Genomic DNA, 17113 nt, shown 5'->3' with positions numbered 1-17113 from the left:
GTGATGGGGATCGACAGCTGTCTGGACGAGATCATGGCGATACCCGGCGCGCGCAGTGTGACATTGGTGGACGGGGCCAGCGGCCTGGCGGTCGCGGCGGCCGGCTCGCACGACCCGCTGGACGAGCACGAGGACGCCGCCGGTACCACCGATGTGGTCCGCGCGGTGCTGGGCTGCCCGGCGCTGGCGGTGGGCGACGGCGGCGCCGAGTTGATCGTCAGCGGCGCAACGCGATTCCACCTGCTGAATCTGGTGGACGGGGACTACGCCGGGCGGTTGTTCGTGCATTCGGTGTTCGATGCCGAGGGCGGCAGCAATCTCGCGTTCGCGCGATTCCGGGTGCGAGGGATCCTCGCCGAGCTGACCGGGGGCGGCAATGGGTGACGCGCTCACCGCGGAACTGCGGCGACTGGCCGACGAGCGATCCACCGGCACGCTGACCGTCGGAGACGGCGTGCTGCACTTCGCCGAGGGCCGGATCAGCGGCGCGGCCTGTCCGCGCACCCCCGGCCTCGAGCAACTGGTGATCACGACCGGCCTGGCCACCGCCGACGACTGGCAGCGCGCGCAGGCGGGCGATCCGGGTCCGATCCTGCGCCGGCCGCGGATGCAGATGCTGGCCATGCTCTCGGTGTTCGACGCCGCCTATTTCCTGCTCGCCGAACCCGGGACCCCCGCGTTCCGCCCGGCGCCCGCGCAGTGGCTGGCCGCCGTCTGCCGGATCCCGCTCGAGGTGCTGGTGCACGAATGCGACCGACGCCACGCCGCCGAACCCGGACCGTGGCCGCTGGAACTGGTCGACCGCGCACCGGTGGTGCCCGCGCGCCGCGCCCGCCGCAAGCGGGTGCCGCTCACCGGCGGCGAGGCCGAGATCCTCGCGGCCGCCGACGCGCGGCGCAGCATCGCCGGGATCGCCGGTGATCTCGGCCGCACCAGCTACGGCTGTCTGGTGGCCGTGCGGCGGCTCACCAGGGTAGGACTGCTCGAGGCGCCGATTCCGGTCCGCCCGGCGCCCCCGCCCCCACCGCGCGCGGTACCGACCACAACACCGCCCCCGACCGGCCTCGCACCCTTGCCGCGCCGCCGCCGGATCACGGTGATCCCCCCGGAAGCCCCCGCGCCCACCCCGCGTATGCCGGGTGATCCGAACCCCCCTGCGGGACCGCGCGATTCGTCCACGGCGGGACCGCGCCATGCGGCCGGACCGCGTGATGCGGCGGGAGCAGGGCCCGGCGGCGCGCCTGCGGTCGGACCATATGACGGCGCTGCGGCTGGATCGCACGGCACGACCGGGGCGGCTCGCGGCGGCACACCTTTGGCCGGACCCCGCCAGGCGGCTGCACCCGGGCCGAGCGGTGCAGCTGCCGCGCGGCCGCGTCACGCCGCAGCCGCGGGACCTGGCGAAGCCGCGAGCGGCCCAGCTCCCGTCCCCGCCCTGGCCCGGTCCGAGGCCGCCGCGGTGCCGGAGATCTGGAAACCGGTGGATCGCGAGTTGCTGGTCCGGCTCAGGACGGCGTTGGAGGAGTTCGTGTGACCTTGCGACTGCGAAGGAACACGCGCAGCACCGTGCTCGGCGAATTCATAGGGAGGTTTACGAAGGTGGCGATGCCCGGATCCGAACCGAATCCGAAGGTGCTGGCCGAACTGCGGGCGCTACGGGAGCGGTTGCCCAAGCTGACCGGCGCGCTGGTGGCGTCCAATGACGGCCTGCTCGTCGCGCACGATCTGCCGTCGCACATCGAACCCAACGGCATCGCGGCGCTGGCGGCCTCGCAACTGGCGGTGTCGCACCGGCTGGTCACCACCGCGCACGGCGGCGGCTTCCACGAGGTGGTGGTCAACGGCACCGACGGTTACGCGGTGATCTACGCCGCCGGCTGGACCTCGCTGACCGTGCTCGCCGGCCCCGACGTGAACGTGGGCCGGCTGCACCTGGAATCCCGGCCGGCGGCCCGAGCGATCGCCGACCACCTCAAGCCTGCCGTGGACGAGCCCGGCACGGACCGGATCACCGATACCGGATGAATCATCAACCCCCGCAACGCAGAACCCCGAGAACAAGAACAAAAGGAAAAGGAATCGGCATGAGCAATATGGATCTGGCTCTCAAGGACATGATGACCATCGATGGCGCGATCGGGGCCGCGGTCGTCGATTACGGCAGCGGTATGGCACTGGGCATGCTCGGCAGCTCGAAATCGCTGGACCTGCAGGTCGCGGCGGCAGGCAACACCGAGGTCGTGCGCTCCAAGATGCGCACGATCGATCAGCTCGGCCTGAAGGAGGAGATCGAGGACATCCTGATCACCCTCTCCGCGCAATACCACATCATCCGGCCGATGACCGGCCGTAAATCCAAGGGCCTGTTCCTCTATCTGGCGCTGGATCGCGGCCGGGCGAATCTCGCCCTGGCCCGCCACCGCCTGAAGACCATCGAAGAGGAACTCGAGGTGTAACACGACTCAGCGACCGGGTCGCACGGAACACCCCCGGAGAAACCGGGATGAATCACACGGCGGCGGTGCTGGGAATTCACCGCCGGCACCGCCGGAAATTCTGTGCCGAGTGTGGGACTCGAACCCACACGTCCGTGAGGACAACGGTTTTTGAGACCGTCGCGTCTGCCTGTTCCGCCAACTCGGCGCACTGGTCGCACATCATAGCCCGAGCCGCGCCGGGAAACCGAATCGGTGTGATGCCGATCGGTCCGTGCAGGGTAGATGGGTTGGCAGCCGGAGTTCACCGGTACGCTTTAGCTACTCGGGTGTGCCGGTGCGGTGGTAGGGGTGGCGTCGTTGCCGGTACTGCGTCGAGTATCGGCATCGGAGACATGAGGGGTCTATCTATGGGAACGACAGCAGGGGGCGCCAACAAGGACGCCCCCGGGGCCGCCGCCGCGAAGCGGGTGGTGGTGGCCGAGGACGAGGCGCTGATCCGGATGGACCTGGTGGAAATGCTCTCCGAGGAGGGCTATCAGGTGGTGGGTGAGGCCGGCGACGGCCAGCAGGCGGTGGATCTGGCCGAGGAACTGCGGCCGGATCTGGTGATCATGGACGTGAAGATGCCGCGCCGGGACGGGATCGACGCGGCTGCCGAGATCGCGTCGAAACGCGTTGCGCCCGTGGTGATCCTGACCGCCTTCAGCCAGCGCGACCTGGTCGAGCGGGCTCGCGACGCGGGTGCGATGGCCTATCTGGTGAAGCCCTTCACGAAATCGGATCTGGTGCCCGCCATCGAACTGGCGGCCAGCCGTTACCACGAAATCTCCGCGCTGGAGAGCGAGGTGGCGAATCTCTCGGAACGCCTGGAGACCCGGAAACTGGTCGAGCGCGCCAAGGGTGTGCTGATGCAGACGCAGGGCCTGTCCGAACCGCAGGCGTTCAAGTGGATTCAGCGCACCGCCATGGACCGCCGCACGACCATGAAGGCCGTAGCCGAAGTGGTGCTGGAGAATTTGGCGCCGAAGTCGTAGCGGGCCGTCGGCGCTATTCGCGCGCAGTGGAATAGCCATGTGTTTACACGGCGGCAACACGGTGCCGTGTTTATCGTGTGCGAACGCCATACCGATGACTCGAATGTGATGCAGAGCTAACGCGGCGACGCTATGTTCTGAGCCTGGGCCGACATGATCGGCCCCCTCTCGGCCAGCCGGGGGGTTGCGCAGAACGTAGAGGTGAAACGTGCTCAGCTCGACACGGCGCGGTCGTACCACGCGAGGTTTGTTGGTTCTCGGTGCGGCTGCCGCCCTGGTGCTCACGGGGTGTAGTTCGAAGACGACGACGAGTGGTGGCGGCTCGGAGACCTCCGGGTCCAGCAGTGCCGGCGCCCTCTCCATCCAGCCGGTCACGCAGGTCGACCCGGACGGCAAGTCCGTCCCGGCCACCGACACCGCGAAGGCCGCCGATCCGGCAGGCGACGGCAAGGCCACCTGCCCGGCCGGCACCACCATCGCCTTCGCCGGCGCCCTGACCGGTTCGAACGCGGCGCTCGGTATCAACATCGCCGACGGTGCGAAGCTGGCCCTGGACCAGCACAACAAGGCCAACCCCGGGTGCAAGATCGAGCTCAAGACCTGGGACACCGAGGGCGATCCGCAGAAGGCCACCGGCGTGATCCCGCAGATCGTCGCCGACAAGTCGGTGATCGGCCTGGTGGGCCCGGCCTTCTCGGGTGAGACCAAGGCGACCGGCAAGATCCTCAGCGACGGCGGCCTGGTGTCGGTGACCGCGTCGGCGACCAACGCGACGCTCACCCAGAACGGCTGGACCACCTTCTTCCGCGGCCTGGCCAACGACGACGTGCAGGGCCCCTCGGTGGCCAAGTACCTGGTGGGCACCGCCGGCTACAAGAAGGTCTGCGTCGTCCAGGACAACAGTGACTACGGCACCGGCCTGGCCAAGAGCATCAACGAGGGTCTCGGCGCCGCTGCCGATCCCAGCTGCGCGGCCAGCGTCAAGGCCGGCGACAAGGACTTCTCCGCGACTGTGACCAAGATCGCGGCCGCGAACGCGGACGCGGTCTTCTACTCCGGCTACTACGCCGAGGGCGCGCCCCTGGCGGCGCAGCTGAAGTCCGGCGGCGTGAAGGCCGTCTTCGTCGGCCCCGACGGCGTCAACGATCCGCAGTTCGTGAAGCAGGCCGGTAGCGCCGCCAAGGGCGCGGCCCTCACCTGCCCGTGTGGCCCGGCCCCCGACAAGTTCGCCAAGGACTACACCGCGTTCAACAACCAGGCGCCGGGTGTGTACTCGGTCGAGGCATACGACATCGCGACGATCTTCGCCAAGGGCATCGACGCCGGGAAGCTGACCCGGGCCGACCTGCTCGACTACGTGCGCAACTATGAAGGCGACGGTCTGGGCCGTCATTACAAGTGGAATCCCAACGGCGAGTTGTCCAGCGCGCTGATCTGGATCTACACGGTCAAGTAACCGGTCACGCCGGCGCAGCACGTGCGGGACGGACCGCTCGTCCGTCCCGCACGTGCTGTTGTCGTGGCCGCACCACTGATGAGGGCGAAACACGTATGACGACAACAACTTGGGCCGACTCGGTACACCTGGTCGGTGCCTCGATCGGCTTCAATTACCAGGCCGTGTTCGACAACTTCTGGCGACTGACCGTCGACGGGGTGACCTACGGCGCGATCTACGCACTGGTCGCGGTGGGCTACACCCTGGTCTACGGCGTGCTGCGGCTGATCAACTTCGCGCATTCCGAGGTGTTCATGCTCGGCATGTTCGGCCAGTTGGTCGGGTTGATGCTGTTCGGTTTCGCCGCGGCGCCGGATGCCTACTCCGAGGGCGTGGTGCTGACCTGCGTCTACCTGGTGCTGGCGATGGTCGTCGGCATGCTGGTGTCCGGCGGGGTGGCCGTCGGGCTGGAACGGGTCGCGTACCGGCCGTTGCGCAAGCGCGGCGCCCGGCCGCTGAGCTTCCTCATCACCGCGATCGGCATGTCCTTCGTGCTGCAGGAGTTCGTGCACTTCGTGCTGCCGAAACTCGTTCCGTCCCTGGGCGGTCCGAACGCGCAGCAGCCGATCATCCTGGTGCAGTCGACCAAGCAGTTCGGCTTCCTCGGCGCCGACATCACCAACATCACCATCCTGATCGTGCTGGCCGCGGTGGCGCTGGCGCTGAGCACGGAGGTGGTGATCAACCGCACCCGGTTCGGCCGGGCCATCCGCGCGGTCGCGCAGGATCCCGACACCGCGACCCTGATGGGCGTGTCCCGGGAGCGCGTGATCGTCATGACCTTCTTCATCGGTGGCGTGCTCGCCGGCGCCGCCGCGCTGCTGTACACGGTGAAGATCCCGAACGGCATCATCTACTCCGGCGGATTCATCCTGGGGATCAAGGCGTTCAGCGCCGCGGTGCTCGGCGGCATCGGCAATCTGCGCGGCGCGCTGCTCGGCGGTCTGCTGCTCGGTGTGGTCGAGCAGTACGGGCAGATCCTGTTCGGCACCCAGTGGCGGGACGTGGTCGCCTTCCTGGTGCTGGTCCTGGTCCTGATGGTGCGGCCCACCGGCATTCTCGGCGAGAGCCTGGGGAGGGCGCGCGCATGACCGAGCAAGGTCCCGAAGCGGGGTACAACCCCGACAAGCCCAAGCCCGTGCCCAAACGACGCGATCCGAACGAGGCGTCCCGGCCCGTGCCCAAGCGCCGCGATCCGGAGGACGGGACCCGGGCCGCGCCGAAACGACGCGCCTCCGACGACACCGCGGTCCTGCCGGTCCACTCGGAGAAGCAGCCGGGGGCCGGTCTCGGCGACTCGCTGCGCACCTGGTGGGGCGGGCTGACCCGGCCCGCGCAGTGGGGTGTCGGCGTGCCGGTGCTGATCCTGCTGGCGCTGCTGCCGCTGTACCCGCCGCCGGGCATGGACACCCCGGCCTACAACTTCGGCCTGGTGATGGCCCAGGTCGCGATGTACTGCCTGGTCGCGATCGGATTGAACGTGGTCGTCGGGCAGGCGGGCCTGCTCGACCTCGGCTACGTCGGCTTCTACGCCGTCGGCGCGTACACGGTCTCCCTGCTGACCAGCAAGAACAGCCCCTGGAACCAGACCCACGGCGGCTGGCTGGACCCGAAGTGGGCCTGGCTGGCCTGCCTGCCGCTGGCGGCGGTGGTCACCGCGCTGTCCGGGCTGATCCTCGGCTCGCCGACGCTGCGGCTGCGCGGCGACTACCTGGCGATCGTGACCCTCGGCTTCGGTGAGATCGTCCGCCTGCTCGCGGACAACCTCGACGACATCACCAACGGCAGCCTGGGCCTGTCCGAGGTCGCCTTTCCGCACGTCGACGAGTCGGCGCAGAAGCCGGACGGCGTGTTCTCGGCCGGCAACGTGGGCGATCCGTCCACCCTGAACCCGCTGGACCGCGCCGGTTACGGCACCTACTGGTACTGGCTGGGCATGGTGCTGATCGTGATCATGCTGCTGGTGGTCGGCAATCTGGAGCGCAGCCGGGTCGGCCGCGCCTGGGTGGCCATTCGCGAGGACGAGGACGCCGCCGAGATCATGGGCGTGCCCACGTTCAAGTACAAGCTGTGGGCCTTCACCATCGGCGCCGCGGTCGGCGGTATGTCCGGCGCGATGTACGCCGGTCAGGTGCAGTTCGTGAATCCGACCCAGTTCAACGTGGTCAACTCCATGCTGTTCCTGTGCGCGGTGGTCATCGGCGGCCAGGGCAACAAGCTCGGCGTGCTGGTCGGCGCGTTCATCATCGCGTATCTGCCGGCCCGGCTCACCTCGGTGCATCTGGTGTCCGACGAGACCACCGGCTACGTGCTGCTGGTGGTCGACGTTGTGGCGTTCGTCGCGCTGATCCTGGTGTTGCGCAACCTCGGTGACCGATTGCCGCCGTGGCCGCGCCGCGCGGTGATCACGCTGACCATCTTCACCGGGATCATGGCGGCCCTGCTGCTGGGCAGCGTGTTGTTGTTCCGCCCCGGCGGGGCGCAGAATCTCGGTGACCTCAAATATCTGTATTTCGGTGTCGCGCTGGTGGTCATGATGATCCTGCGGCCGCAGGGCCTGTTCCCGGTGCGGCAGAAGCTGCTCACCTACGGCAGGCAGGTGTATCAGGCGGTCCGGCAACCGGCCGATCGGGAACTGGCAGGAGCGGGGCAATGACGGGTCCGGGCGGCGCGCTGTTCGACAACGAGGACATGGCCGCCGGCTACGTCGCCGTACCGGAGGTCGAGAGCGCCGGCGAGGTCGACGTGACGGCCGTGCTGCCGGTGCTCGGTGACGCCGCGGCGGTCGCGGATGTGGTTGCGCCACACCGCGATATCGAGACGGCCGTGGGTGAGCCGCTGCTGCGCACCGACGGTCTCACCGTCCGGTTCGGCGGCCTGACCGCGCTGGACGCGGTGAGTTTCGAGATCCGCCGCGGCGAGATCCTGGGCCTGATCGGGCCCAACGGCGCCGGCAAGACCACCTGCTTCAACGCGATCACCGGCGTGTACCGGCCGGCCGCGGGCACGGTGTATTTCGACGGCAAACCGCTGACGAAGTCCAAGCGCAACGAGATCACCCGGCTCGGCATCGCCCGCACCTTCCAGAACATCCGGTTGTTCGGCGAGATGACGGCGCTGGAGAACGTGGTGGTGGGAACCGATGCGCGGCACCGTACTTCGGTGCCGGGCGCGATCCTGCGCACCCCGCGGCACCGCCGCGAGGAGCGCGACGCCATCGAACGCGGCATGGCGCTGCTGGAGTTCGTCGGCATCGCGCCGCGCGCGGTGGAGAAGGCGCGCAACCTCTCCTACGGCGATCAGCGGCGGCTGGAGATCGCCCGCGCGCTGGCCACCGAGCCGAAGCTGTTGTGCCTGGACGAGCCCGCGGCGGGTTTCAATCCGGCCGAGAAGGCCGCGCTGATGGAGCTGATCCACAAGATCCGCGACGACGGCTTCACCGTGCTGCTCATCGAGCACGACATGCGGCTGGTGATGGGCGTGACCGACCGGATCGTGGTGCTGGAGTTCGGCCGCAAGATCGCCGACGGGCTGCCGGCGGCCATCCGCGAGGATCCGGCCGTGGTCGCGGCCTACCTCGGTGTGCCCGACGACGAGGCCGCCGCGGCCGAGTCCGGGGAGGCCGCGCAGGCCGCGGCCTCGCTGTTCGTCAACGAGGGCACCGAGACCGCCGTACTGCCGGTGGTGGCCGACCCGGCGGCCCCGCCCCCGGTGCCGGCCAACCGATCCGCGGAACCGCTGCTGCGGGTCGAGGACATGGTGGTCAACTACGGCAGAATCCAAGCGCTGCACGGTATCTCGCTGAACGTGGCGCAGGGCGAACTGGTCACCCTGCTCGGCGCGAACGGCGCCGGCAAGACCACCACCATGCGGGCGCTGTCCGGTCTGCTGCCGTTGGCCCGCGGCCGGATCGTGTTCGAGGGCAACGACATCACCCGGATGCGGGCCCACGAGCGGGTGGTCTCCGGGCTCATCCAGGCGCCGGAGGGCCGCGGCGTGTTCCCCGGCATGACCGTGCAGGAGAACCTCGACATGGGTTGTCACGCACGGCCTTTCGACAAGAAGGCGGAATACGACAGCACCCTGGAATGGGTGTTCGGACTGTTCCCCCGGCTGGCCGAGCGGCGCAAGCAGGTCGGCGGCACCCTCTCCGGCGGTGAGCAGCAGATGCTGGCCATCGGCCGGGCGCTGATGGCCCGGCCGAAACTGCTGCTGCTGGACGAGCCGTCGATGGGGCTGGCGCCGATGGTGATCCAGCAGATCTTCCGGATCATCGGCGAGATCAACGCGCAGGGCACCACGGTGCTGCTCGTCGAGCAGAACGCGCAGCAGGCCCTGACCCGCAGTGATCGTGCCTACATCCTGGAGACCGGCGAGGTCACCAAGACGGGGGCGGGGCACGCGCTGCTCACCGATTCGGCGGTGAAGTCTGCCTACCTGGGGGTGGGGTAGTCCGACGGTGTCGGTGGGTGTCCCTAGACTCTTCCGGGTGACCCCCACCACCACCGATCAGCGCCGGAGCCCGTCCGCCGCCACCTCGCAGCCGGCCGGTGAACGGCCCACGCTGTTGCTGCTGGACGGGCATTCGCTGGCCTACCGCGCGTTCTTCGCGCTGCCCGCCGAGAACTTCAAGACCGTCACCGGGCAGACGACGAACGCGGTGTACGGGTTCACCGCGATGCTGATCAACCTGCTGCGCGACGAGAAGCCCACCCACGTCGCGGCCGCGTTCGACGTCAGCCGCAAGACCTTCCGCACCGAGGCGTATCCGGAGTACAAGGCCAACCGCGCTCAGACGCCGGACGAGTTCCGCGGCCAGGTGGATATCACCAAGGAGGTGCTCGCGGCCCTCGGTATCCCGACGCTCGCGATCGAGGGCTACGAGGCCGACGATGTGATCGCCACCATCACCGAACAGGCTGTGCCGCAAGGGTTCCGGGTGCTCATAGTCACCGGCGACCGGGATTCCCTGCAATTGGTCAACGACGATGTCACCGTGCTGTACCCGCGCAAGGGCGTCTCCGATCTCACCCGATTCACCCCCGCGGCGGTCGAGGAGAAGTACGGCCTCACCCCGGCGCAGTATCCGGATTTCGCGGCGCTGCGCGGCGACCCGAGTGACAACCTGCCCGGCATCCCGGGTGTGGGGGAGAAGACCGCCGCGAAGTGGATCCGCGAGTACGGCGATCTGAACGCTCTCGTCGACCGGGTCGACACGGTGAAGGGCAAGGTCGGCGACGCACTGCGGGCCAATCTGTCCAGCGTCGTGCTCAATCGGCAGCTCACCGAGATGGTCAAGGACGTCCAGCTGCCCTACACCCCGGACCAGCTCGGGCAGCAGCCGTGGGACCGCGACAAGATCCACCGGCTGTTCGACGATCTGGAGTTCCGGGTCCTGCGCGACCGGCTGTTCGAGACGCTGGCGCCGCCGGAGCCGGAGGCGGAGTCGGGTTTCGAGATCTCCGGTGGCGCGATCGAGCCCGGCGCCGCCGCCGACTGGCTCGCCGACCACGCCGGAGCCGGTGTGCGCCACGGCCTTTCGGTCGTCGGCACCGGTACGCCCGGCCACGGCGATGTGACCGCGGTGGCGATCGCGGCCGCCGACGGCGAGGGCGGCTACTTCGACGTGGTCGCGCTCACCCCGGAGGACGAGAAGGCCCTCGGCGCCTGGCTCGCCGATTCGAAGACTCCTAAGGCGGTGCACGAGGCCAAATCCGCGATGCACGCGCTGAGCGGCCGCGGCTGGACGCTCGGCGGGCTGTCCAGCGATACCGCGCTGGCCGCCTACCTGGTCCGGCCCGGCCAGCGCACCTTCAACCTCGACGATCTGTCGCTGCGCTACCTGTCGCGCGAGTTGCGGGTGGAGGACGGCGACGACACCCAGCTGTCCCTGCTCGACGATGCCGAACAGGTCGACGCCGAGATCGCGAAGGCGGAGCTGTTGCGTGCCCGCGCGGTCACCGACCTGGCCGACGCCTTCGACGCGGAGTTGCGTGGCATCGAGTCCACCGGCCTGCTCACCGATATGGAGTTGCCGCTGCTCGGCGTGCTGGCCGAGCTGGAGGCGGCGGGTATCGCCGTCGACGTGGCGAAACTCGAGGATCTGCAGCAGGAGTTCGCCGACCGGGTGACGGCCGCGGCCGACGCCGCGTACCAGGTCATCGGCAAGCAGATCAACCTCGGCTCGCCGAAGCAGCTGCAGGTCGTGCTGTTCGACGAACTCGACATGCCGAAGACCAAGCGCACGAAGACCGGTTACACCACCGACGCCGACGCGCTGGAGTCCCTGTTCGAGAAGACCCAGCACCCGTTCCTGGAACATCTGCTGGCGCATCGCGACGCCACCCGGCTCAAGGTGACCGTCGACGGTCTGCTGAAGTCGGTCGCCGACGACGGCCGCATCCACACCACCTTCAACCAGACCGTCGCCGCCACCGGCCGGCTGTCGTCCACCGAGCCGAATCTGCAGAACATTCCGATCCGCACCGACACCGGCCGCCGCATCCGCGACACCTTCGTCGTCGGCCCCGGCTTCGAATCGCTGATGACGGCCGACTACAGCCAGATCGAGATGCGCATCATGGCCCATCTGTCCAAGGACGCGGGCCTGATCGAGGCGTTCAACTCCGGCGAGGATCTGCACACCTTCGTCGCCTCCAAGGCGTTCGACATCCCGATCGGCGAGGTCACCCCGGAGTTGCGCCGCCGGATCAAGGCCATGTCGTACGGCCTGGCCTACGGCCTGTCCGCCTACGGCCTGTCGCAGCAGCTGAAGATCAGCGCCGAGGAGGCCAAGGCGCAGATGGAGGTGTACTTCACCCGCTTCGGCGCGATCCGCGATTACCTCAACGACGCGGTCGACCAGGCCCGCAAGGTCGGCTACACCGAGACCCTGTTCGGCCGCCGCCGCTACCTGCCCGATCTGGACTCCAGCAACCGGCAGCGCCGCGAGGCCGCCGAGCGCATGGCTCTCAACGCACCCATCCAGGGCACGGCCGCCGACATCATCAAGGTCGCGATGATCAACGTGCAGACGGCCGTGAAGGCGGCCGGCTTGCGCTCGCGGATGCTGCTGCAGATCCACGACGAACTGCTCTTCGAGGTCGCCGCCGGCGAACGCGAGGCGCTGGAAGCCCTTGCGCGCGACCACATGTCGAGCGCGATCGAGCTGTCGGTACCGCTCGAGGTCTCCGTCGGCGTGGGCCGCAGCTGGGACTCGGCCGCCCACTGAGGAGGCGCTGCGGCGACCTGCGTGGGCCCGACCGCCGCGGCCGCTCGGGCTGCCGGGCGGGTGGCTGACTGCTCGGGCTGCCGGGCGGGTGGCCGATCGCCGTGGCTGTTCAAGCTGCCGGGTCGAGGTGGTTCACCGCCGCGGCTGCTCGGTTGCCCGGGCGCGGCGGCCAATCGCCTCGGTGCGCTCGGGCTATCGTAGGCGGCCTGTCGGGTGAGGCTGCTCGGGCTGTCGGGCGTTGGCGTCTCCCGATGCGGCTGACCCCCGCAGCCGGGCCGCGGCTGAAAGCTGTTGCGGCGCTGCGTCAGACGGCCGCGGCGGAGACGAAGGCGTGGCAGGCCTCGGCGGCGGCCCGGCAGACCGAGGCGCAGGCGGTCTCACCGAGACGGTCGCAGCGTTCGGCGGTGTCCGTGCAGACCCGGGCGGTCAGTTCGCAGACGCGGCTGTCCCACTCCGAATTGCGGTCCAGCATGTCGCCGGCGACGCGGCACAGCTCGGAACAGTCGCGCAGGGTCTGGACGTGCCGGGCGGTGGCGTGCTCGCCGCCGCGGCCCAGCGATTCGGTGATCTGGTGCTCGCACCGGCGGTGACAACCGAGCAGGTGATTGATCGCGTTCTGGATTGTCAGGTCGGTCATCACAATCTCCTCGGCACGGGCATCGCGGCGGCGTCGCCGGCGGGGTCGGAAGGCCCGGAATCATCCGATGTTCTCCGGGCTCTGCGGCTATCGCAGAGTGGCATGAATCGGACATCGGAACCGGTTTTCCAGCCATTTGCCGCTCGGATCGTTACCGCTCCCACCTGCGATGAGGTGGGCACACGAGCGTTTGCTGAGACGGTTGTCAGGTGTTGGTGCGGCGTTCACGAAGGCGTGTGGCGAAGTTACTCATCGGTTCCGTGTCTAAATGGTTGCCATCGACGGCGTAAGTCCATATTGTCAATGCCGTGCCGAACCCCGCTGCCAGCCGTAGCGCCACGCCGAATGTCGCCGACCGCGACCGGCTGGTGCTTCTTCCGCTCACCGCGTTGAAGGCTGCCGGTCGACTTCTCGTAGTTCTCCGCCGTAGCGGGGTCTGATTCGGACCGGCCCCCCGCTGCGGGTCGTACAGAACTTTCTGCTTTGCGCTGGTCCCCTCTGTCATCGAACACGACAAAGCCCTGGGAAGACCTAGTCAAATGACGATCACCATAGATGCACATGCCTTCATCGCCGCCGCCCCGAAGGGTCTGCGGACCGAGAGCGCGGGGCTGAGTCCCGCCGAATTCTACGACCGATACTGCGGGCACACCGGCCCCGTCAGGCTCGGTGAATGGGCCACGACCGGGCAGCAGGAGCTTCCCGCCGGGTACACCGCGACGCTCGAGTTCGGAGGCCGCCTCCGGACCGTGGTGTCGGCGGGCAACCCGGTGGCCGCGCTGACCTCGGCCCTCTACGAGGAGGGGTATCCGGTCGAGATCCTCCAATTCCACCAGCGCCGCACCGGCGACGGCACCGCCACCTTCGTCCAGTGCGAGTGCAACGGACATCGGAGCTGGGGCGCCGCAGTCGCCGACGACAGCGCCGAGTCCAGCATCCGCGCGATGATCGCCGGGCTCAGCAGCCTGTCCTGAGCCGCCGCGGCGGCACCCGCCGAAAGCAGCGCCGCACCGGATCGAGATCCGGTGCGGCGCAAGGCGGTTCGTTCGCGGTTACTCCGCGGCGCGGGCCCGCCCGGTGGGCTCCTCGGCGCCGGACTGCTCGGCGAGTTGCTTGCGCACCTCGGCCATGTCGAGCGCCTTCACCTGGGTCACCAGGTCCTCGAGCGCGGCCGGCGGCAGCGCGCCGGGCTGCGCGAAGACCAGTACTCCCTCGCGGAACGCCATGATGGTCGGGATCGAGCGGATGTTGGCCGCGGAGGCGAGGCCCTGCTGGTCCTCGGTGTCGACCTTGCCGTAGACGACATCGGAGTGCTTCTCGGACGACGCCTCGTAGGTCGGTGCGAAGGCCTTGCACGGGCCGCACCAGTCGGCCCAGAAATCGACCAGTACGACATTGTTTCCGGCGACGACCTCGTCGAAATTCTGCTCGGTCAGCGTCTGCGTAGCCATGGGGTCCTCTCGTGTCGGTGGGCTGACCGGTGCAACGCCGGACGACCCGGTTATCTTCCGTACCGGTACGTGACTGCTATCGTGCCTCGTCCCGGTCGGCGACGGGCCAATCACGGCGTCGATCGCCGTCCCATCGCCGGATACCCACAAATGTTGCCGGAAAATCGCGATCGGTGGCGACCGCATGCACGGCCTCACCGATCTGTTGTGGTTTCACCCTTCTGGCCAGGGTGACATGCGGGGTCCAGGCATCCGGCCGGACATTGGCCGGGACGCCCGGACAGGGTGCGAGCACCGAGAACACCCGCTGATGCAGATCCAGCAGCGCCTCGCTCGGCACCACCGAGCGGACCAGGATCGGATTGCGCGCGCCGAACACGAGCAACCCGCCCAGCCGCGCCGGAACCGGCCGGAACTCCAAGGCGCCCAACGCCTGTTCGATCCGCGGCCAGATCTGCCGGGCGACGCCGAGCGTGACGTGCGGTCGATGATCCGAGGCCGGGCTGTGCACCCCGGCCTCGGCGAGCAGTCGCCACTGGCGGCGGACCTCGGCCTCGGCCGCGTCGTCCAGCAGCAGTTCGACGGACTGAACCATGATCGTCGCAACATATCCGGTCGGACGGTTCCCCGCACGGATCGGGCCATGAGTGAGAATGACTCGGTGACCGGAAACGACAGCGGATTGCGGTTGGGTCTCGTCGAGGGCGACGGCATCGGCCCGGAGGTGGTGCGGGCGACCCGGGAGGTGGTCGACGAGGCGCTGGCGGCGGCCGGCGCGCCCGCGGCCGACTGGGTGCCGTTGCCGATGGGCGCGGCGGCGATCGCGGAATTCGGCGATCCGCTGCCGGAATCGACGCTGCGGGCGCTGGCCGAACTCGACGCCTGGATCCTCGGCCCGCACGACAACGCCGCCTATCCGCCGGAACACCGGCTCGGCCCGCCACCAGGCGGCGTCATCCGCAAACACTTCGGGCTGTACGCCAACATCCGTCCCGCGCGCACCTTCCCGGGGGTGCGGTCGACCGCCGGCGACATGGATCTGGTGATCGTCCGCGAGAACAGCGAGGGTTTCTACGCCGACCGCAACATGTTCGCGGGCTCCGGCGAATTCCGGCCCACCGAGGATGTCGCGATGTCGGTGGCGGTGGTGACCCGCCGGGCCAGCGAACGGATCGCGCACGCCGCCTGCCGGCTGGCCGCGAGCCGCCGCAAGCGGCTGACCATCGTGCACAAGGCGAATGTGCTGCCGATGACCACCGGCCTGTTCCGCGACGTCTGCCGGGCGGTCGCGGCCGAGCACTACCCGGCGGTGGTGGTGGACGACGAGCACGTGGACGCCACCGCCGCCCATCTGGTCCGCGCCGCCGGTGACTACGACGTGCTGGTCACCGAGAACCTGTTCGGCGACATCCTGTCGGATCTGGCCGGGGAACTGAGCGGTTCGCTGGGTATCGCCGCCTCGATCAACTGCTCGGAGACCACGGCGATGGCCCAGGCCGTGCATGGCGCGGCACCGGCGCTGGCCGGGCACAACCGCGCCAATCCGGCCGCGCTGCAGCTGTCGGCGGCGATGTTGTTGCGATGGCTGGGCACCCGGGACGACGCGGCGACCCTGCGACACGCCGCGGAACGCCTCGAACACGCCATCGCCGGGGTGTTCGCGGCGGGTGTCGCCACCGCCGATCTCGGCGGTCTGGCGTCGACCAGCGAGTTCACCGAACAGGTCCGGGCGCGGATCCATCGATGGTGAGCCGCGTGGCCCGGTGGGTCCGGGCCGGGTTATGTTCCACGCGGATCAACCTTGGGTAACCGCCCGACGCGGGCGGTCCGAATCGCCTAGATTCCAACGACGGGCGCCGGAACGTTCTCTGTCCTGCCGCTCGGATGACGATGTCAGACACGGAGGCTTGCTGTGTTCGTTCGATCCGGAGTCCGCGGGTACGCCCTGCGGGCCGCATGTGTCCTGGCCGGTGGGGTGCTGGTACTCGCCGGTTGTTCCAAGAATTCGGAGACCGGCAGCGGCCCCGCGACGACGGCCAAGGTGTCCGTCGCGAAGGTCGACGACATCGCGGCGAAACTCCCCGACAAGATCAAGCAGGCGGGCAAGCTGACCGTCGGGGTGAACCTGCCCTACGCGCCGAACGAGTTCAAGGACTCCAGCGGCAAGATCGTCGGTTTCGATGTGGATCTGATGGACGCGGTCGCCGCCGTGCTCGGCGTGAAGGCCGACTATCAGGAGTCCGAATTCGAGCGGATCATCCCGGCGATCGGCGCGGGCACGCTCGACGCCGGCATGTCGTCGTTCACCGACAACGCCGAGCGGGAGAAGACGGTCGACTTCGTGGACTACTTCTCCGCCGGCAGCCAATGGGCCCAGCAGAAGGGCAAGGCGGTCGACCCGAACAACGCCTGCGGCAAGAAGGTCGCGGTGGAGCACGCCACCGTCCAGGAGACCGACGAACTGCCCGCCAAGAGCAAGTCGTGCAAGGACGCCGGCAAGCCCGAGATCACCGCGGTGCCCTACGACGACCAGGCCGGCGCCGCGACCGCACTGGTCCTCGGGCAGGTGGACGCCTTCTCCGCGGACTCGCCGGTGACGGAGTACGCGGTGAAGCAGAATCCGGACAAGCTGGAACTGTCCGGCGCGATCTTCGACTCCGCTCCGTACGGCTGGCCCGTCGCGAAGGGCTCGCCGCTGGCCGCGGCGCTGCAGGCGGCGGCCCAGCACCTCATCGACTCCGGCGACTACCGCAAGATCGCCGAGAACTGGGGTGTGCAGGCGGGTGTGCTGCCGAAGTCGGTGATCAACGGCGCCAAGGGCTGA

At 68.9% G+C, this 17113-nt stretch carries 16 protein-coding genes, 1 tRNA gene and 1 pseudogene; 14 read left to right on the top strand and 4 right to left on the bottom strand.

The genetic code is table 11. From position 1 onward, the window contains the following. Positions 1 to 3 precede the first annotated feature (3 nt). The 4 genes from NRB56_RS04770 (at position 4) to NRB56_RS04755 (ending at position 2456) form a co-directional block, all read left to right on the top strand. Positions 4 to 384 (top strand): hypothetical protein, encoded by a 381-nt coding sequence (locus NRB56_RS04770; RefSeq protein ID WP_227837265.1) that lies wholly within the window; start codon positions 4 to 6, stop codon positions 382 to 384. Next, positions 377 to 1534: a hypothetical protein gene (locus NRB56_RS04765; RefSeq protein ID WP_153339268.1), complete on the top strand. Its 1158-nt coding sequence runs from the start codon at positions 377 to 379 to the stop codon at positions 1532 to 1534. The genes NRB56_RS04770 and NRB56_RS04765 overlap by 8 nt, the downstream gene beginning before the upstream one ends. Positions 1535 to 1605: 71 nt before the next feature. Further along, a complete protein-coding gene (locus NRB56_RS04760; protein WP_153339267.1) occupies positions 1606 to 2025 on the top strand; it encodes a roadblock/LC7 domain-containing protein in 420 nt (139 codons plus the stop codon). Positions 2026 to 2084: 59 nt separating this feature from the next. Then, on the top strand, positions 2085 to 2456 hold the full coding sequence (locus NRB56_RS04755) for a hypothetical protein (protein ID WP_153339266.1): 372 nt from the start codon (positions 2085 to 2087) through the stop codon (positions 2454 to 2456). A 103-nt stretch (positions 2457 to 2559) separates the two neighbouring features. Here NRB56_RS04755 and NRB56_RS04750 read toward each other — a convergent pair. After that, positions 2560 to 2643, bottom strand: a tRNA-Leu gene (locus NRB56_RS04750). Between the two features lie 202 nt (positions 2644 to 2845). Here NRB56_RS04750 and NRB56_RS04745 point away from each other — a divergent pair. The 7 genes and pseudogenes from NRB56_RS04745 (at position 2846) to polA (ending at position 12201) form a co-directional block, all read left to right on the top strand. Continuing rightward, positions 2846 to 3472, top strand: a complete 627-nt coding sequence (locus NRB56_RS04745; protein ID WP_153339265.1) for an ANTAR domain-containing response regulator — start codon at positions 2846 to 2848, stop codon at positions 3470 to 3472. A 247-nt stretch (positions 3473 to 3719) separates the two neighbouring features. Then, on the top strand, positions 3720 to 4928 hold the full coding sequence (locus tag NRB56_RS04740; RefSeq protein ID WP_153339264.1) for a branched-chain amino acid ABC transporter substrate-binding protein: 1209 nt from the start codon (positions 3720 to 3722) through the stop codon (positions 4926 to 4928). Positions 4929 to 5023: 95 nt separating this feature from the next. Then, positions 5024 to 6061 carry a branched-chain amino acid ABC transporter permease gene (locus NRB56_RS04735; protein WP_153339263.1) on the top strand — a complete coding sequence of 346 codons (1038 nt, stop codon included), beginning with the start codon at positions 5024 to 5026 and terminating at the stop codon, positions 6059 to 6061. After that, positions 6058 to 7626, top strand: coding sequence for a branched-chain amino acid ABC transporter permease (locus tag NRB56_RS04730; RefSeq protein ID WP_227837178.1), 1569 nt, complete (start codon positions 6058 to 6060; stop codon positions 7624 to 7626). The genes NRB56_RS04735 and NRB56_RS04730 overlap by 4 nt, the downstream gene beginning before the upstream one ends. After that, positions 7623 to 8567, top strand: a pseudogene (locus NRB56_RS38725) (ABC transporter ATP-binding protein); the annotation flags it as partial. The gene NRB56_RS04730 and the pseudogene NRB56_RS38725, both read left to right, overlap by 4 nt. A 159-nt stretch (positions 8568 to 8726) precedes the next feature. Beyond that, positions 8727 to 9422, top strand: a complete 696-nt coding sequence (locus tag NRB56_RS38720; RefSeq protein WP_227837264.1) for an ABC transporter ATP-binding protein — start codon at positions 8727 to 8729, stop codon at positions 9420 to 9422. Between the two features lie 37 nt (positions 9423 to 9459). Then, a complete protein-coding gene (polA, locus tag NRB56_RS04720; RefSeq protein ID WP_319942556.1) occupies positions 9460 to 12201 on the top strand; it encodes a DNA polymerase I in 2742 nt (913 codons plus the stop codon). Positions 12202 to 12505: 304 nt separating this feature from the next. On the opposite strand, the gene NRB56_RS04715 is transcribed toward polA, so the two are convergent. Then, positions 12506 to 12838: a four-helix bundle copper-binding protein gene (locus NRB56_RS04715; RefSeq protein WP_153339260.1), complete on the bottom strand. Its 333-nt coding sequence runs from the start codon at positions 12836 to 12838 to the stop codon at positions 12506 to 12508. 539 nt (positions 12839 to 13377) lie between these two features. Here NRB56_RS04715 and NRB56_RS04710 point away from each other — a divergent pair. Then, positions 13378 to 13812: an alpha-isopropylmalate synthase regulatory domain-containing protein gene (locus NRB56_RS04710; RefSeq protein WP_153339259.1), complete on the top strand. Its 435-nt coding sequence runs from the start codon at positions 13378 to 13380 to the stop codon at positions 13810 to 13812. A 78-nt stretch (positions 13813 to 13890) separates the two neighbouring features. Here NRB56_RS04710 and trxA read toward each other — a convergent pair whose 3' ends face one another. Together trxA and NRB56_RS04700 are read right to left on the bottom strand one after the other, a co-directional pair. After that, on the bottom strand, positions 13891 to 14289 hold the full coding sequence (gene trxA / locus NRB56_RS04705; RefSeq protein WP_153339258.1) for a thioredoxin: 399 nt from the start codon (positions 14287 to 14289) through the stop codon (positions 13891 to 13893). 76 nt (positions 14290 to 14365) lie between these two features. Continuing rightward, positions 14366 to 14884, bottom strand: a complete 519-nt coding sequence (locus NRB56_RS04700) for a 2'-5' RNA ligase family protein (protein ID WP_153339257.1) — start codon at positions 14882 to 14884, stop codon at positions 14366 to 14368. Between the two features lie 48 nt (positions 14885 to 14932). On the opposite strand from NRB56_RS04700, the gene NRB56_RS04695 reads away from it, so the two are divergent. Beyond that, positions 14933 to 16039 (top strand): isocitrate/isopropylmalate dehydrogenase family protein, encoded by a 1107-nt coding sequence (locus NRB56_RS04695; RefSeq protein ID WP_153339256.1) that lies wholly within the window; start codon positions 14933 to 14935, stop codon positions 16037 to 16039. A 162-nt stretch (positions 16040 to 16201) separates the two neighbouring features. Next, positions 16202 to 17113 (top strand): ABC transporter substrate-binding protein, encoded by a 912-nt coding sequence (locus NRB56_RS04690; protein WP_319942555.1) that lies wholly within the window; start codon positions 16202 to 16204, stop codon positions 17111 to 17113.

Origin of the sequence: Nocardia aurantia, assembly GCF_009604425.1 — a bacterium.
GTDB lineage: Bacteria > Actinomycetota > Actinomycetes > Mycobacteriales > Mycobacteriaceae > Nocardia > Nocardia aurantia.
Note: the sequence above shows the minus strand (reverse complement) of the source record. Positions and strands in the feature narration are given on the sequence as shown.

What these genes read in the sequence shown, in the direction of transcription:
- NRB56_RS04770 (WP_227837265.1), top strand. Translation starts at nt 4, where the DNA reads ATGGGGATCGACAGCTGTCTGGACGAGATCATGGCGATACCCGGCGCG.
- NRB56_RS04765 (WP_153339268.1), top strand. Translation starts at nt 377, where the DNA reads ATGGGTGACGCGCTCACCGCGGAACTGCGGCGACTGGCCGACGAGCGA.
- NRB56_RS04760 (WP_153339267.1), top strand. Translation starts at nt 1,606, where the DNA reads ATGCCCGGATCCGAACCGAATCCGAAGGTGCTGGCCGAACTGCGGGCG.
- NRB56_RS04755 (WP_153339266.1), top strand. Translation starts at nt 2,085, where the DNA reads ATGAGCAATATGGATCTGGCTCTCAAGGACATGATGACCATCGATGGC.
- NRB56_RS04745 (WP_153339265.1), top strand. Translation starts at nt 2,846, where the DNA reads ATGGGAACGACAGCAGGGGGCGCCAACAAGGACGCCCCCGGGGCCGCC.
- NRB56_RS04735 (WP_153339263.1), top strand. Translation starts at nt 5,024, where the DNA reads ATGACGACAACAACTTGGGCCGACTCGGTACACCTGGTCGGTGCCTCG.
- NRB56_RS04730 (WP_227837178.1), top strand. Translation starts at nt 6,058, where the DNA reads ATGACCGAGCAAGGTCCCGAAGCGGGGTACAACCCCGACAAGCCCAAG.
- NRB56_RS38720 (WP_227837264.1), top strand. Translation starts at nt 8,727, where the DNA reads ATGGTGGTCAACTACGGCAGAATCCAAGCGCTGCACGGTATCTCGCTG.
- NRB56_RS04715 (WP_153339260.1), bottom strand. Translation starts at nt 12,838, where the DNA reads ATGACCGACCTGACAATCCAGAACGCGATCAATCACCTGCTCGGTTGT.
- NRB56_RS04710 (WP_153339259.1), top strand. Translation starts at nt 13,378, where the DNA reads ATGACGATCACCATAGATGCACATGCCTTCATCGCCGCCGCCCCGAAG.
- trxA (WP_153339258.1), bottom strand. Translation starts at nt 14,289, where the DNA reads ATGGCTACGCAGACGCTGACCGAGCAGAATTTCGACGAGGTCGTCGCC.
- NRB56_RS04700 (WP_153339257.1), bottom strand. Translation starts at nt 14,884, where the DNA reads ATGGTTCAGTCCGTCGAACTGCTGCTGGACGACGCGGCCGAGGCCGAG.
- NRB56_RS04695 (WP_153339256.1), top strand. Translation starts at nt 14,933, where the DNA reads ATGAGTGAGAATGACTCGGTGACCGGAAACGACAGCGGATTGCGGTTG.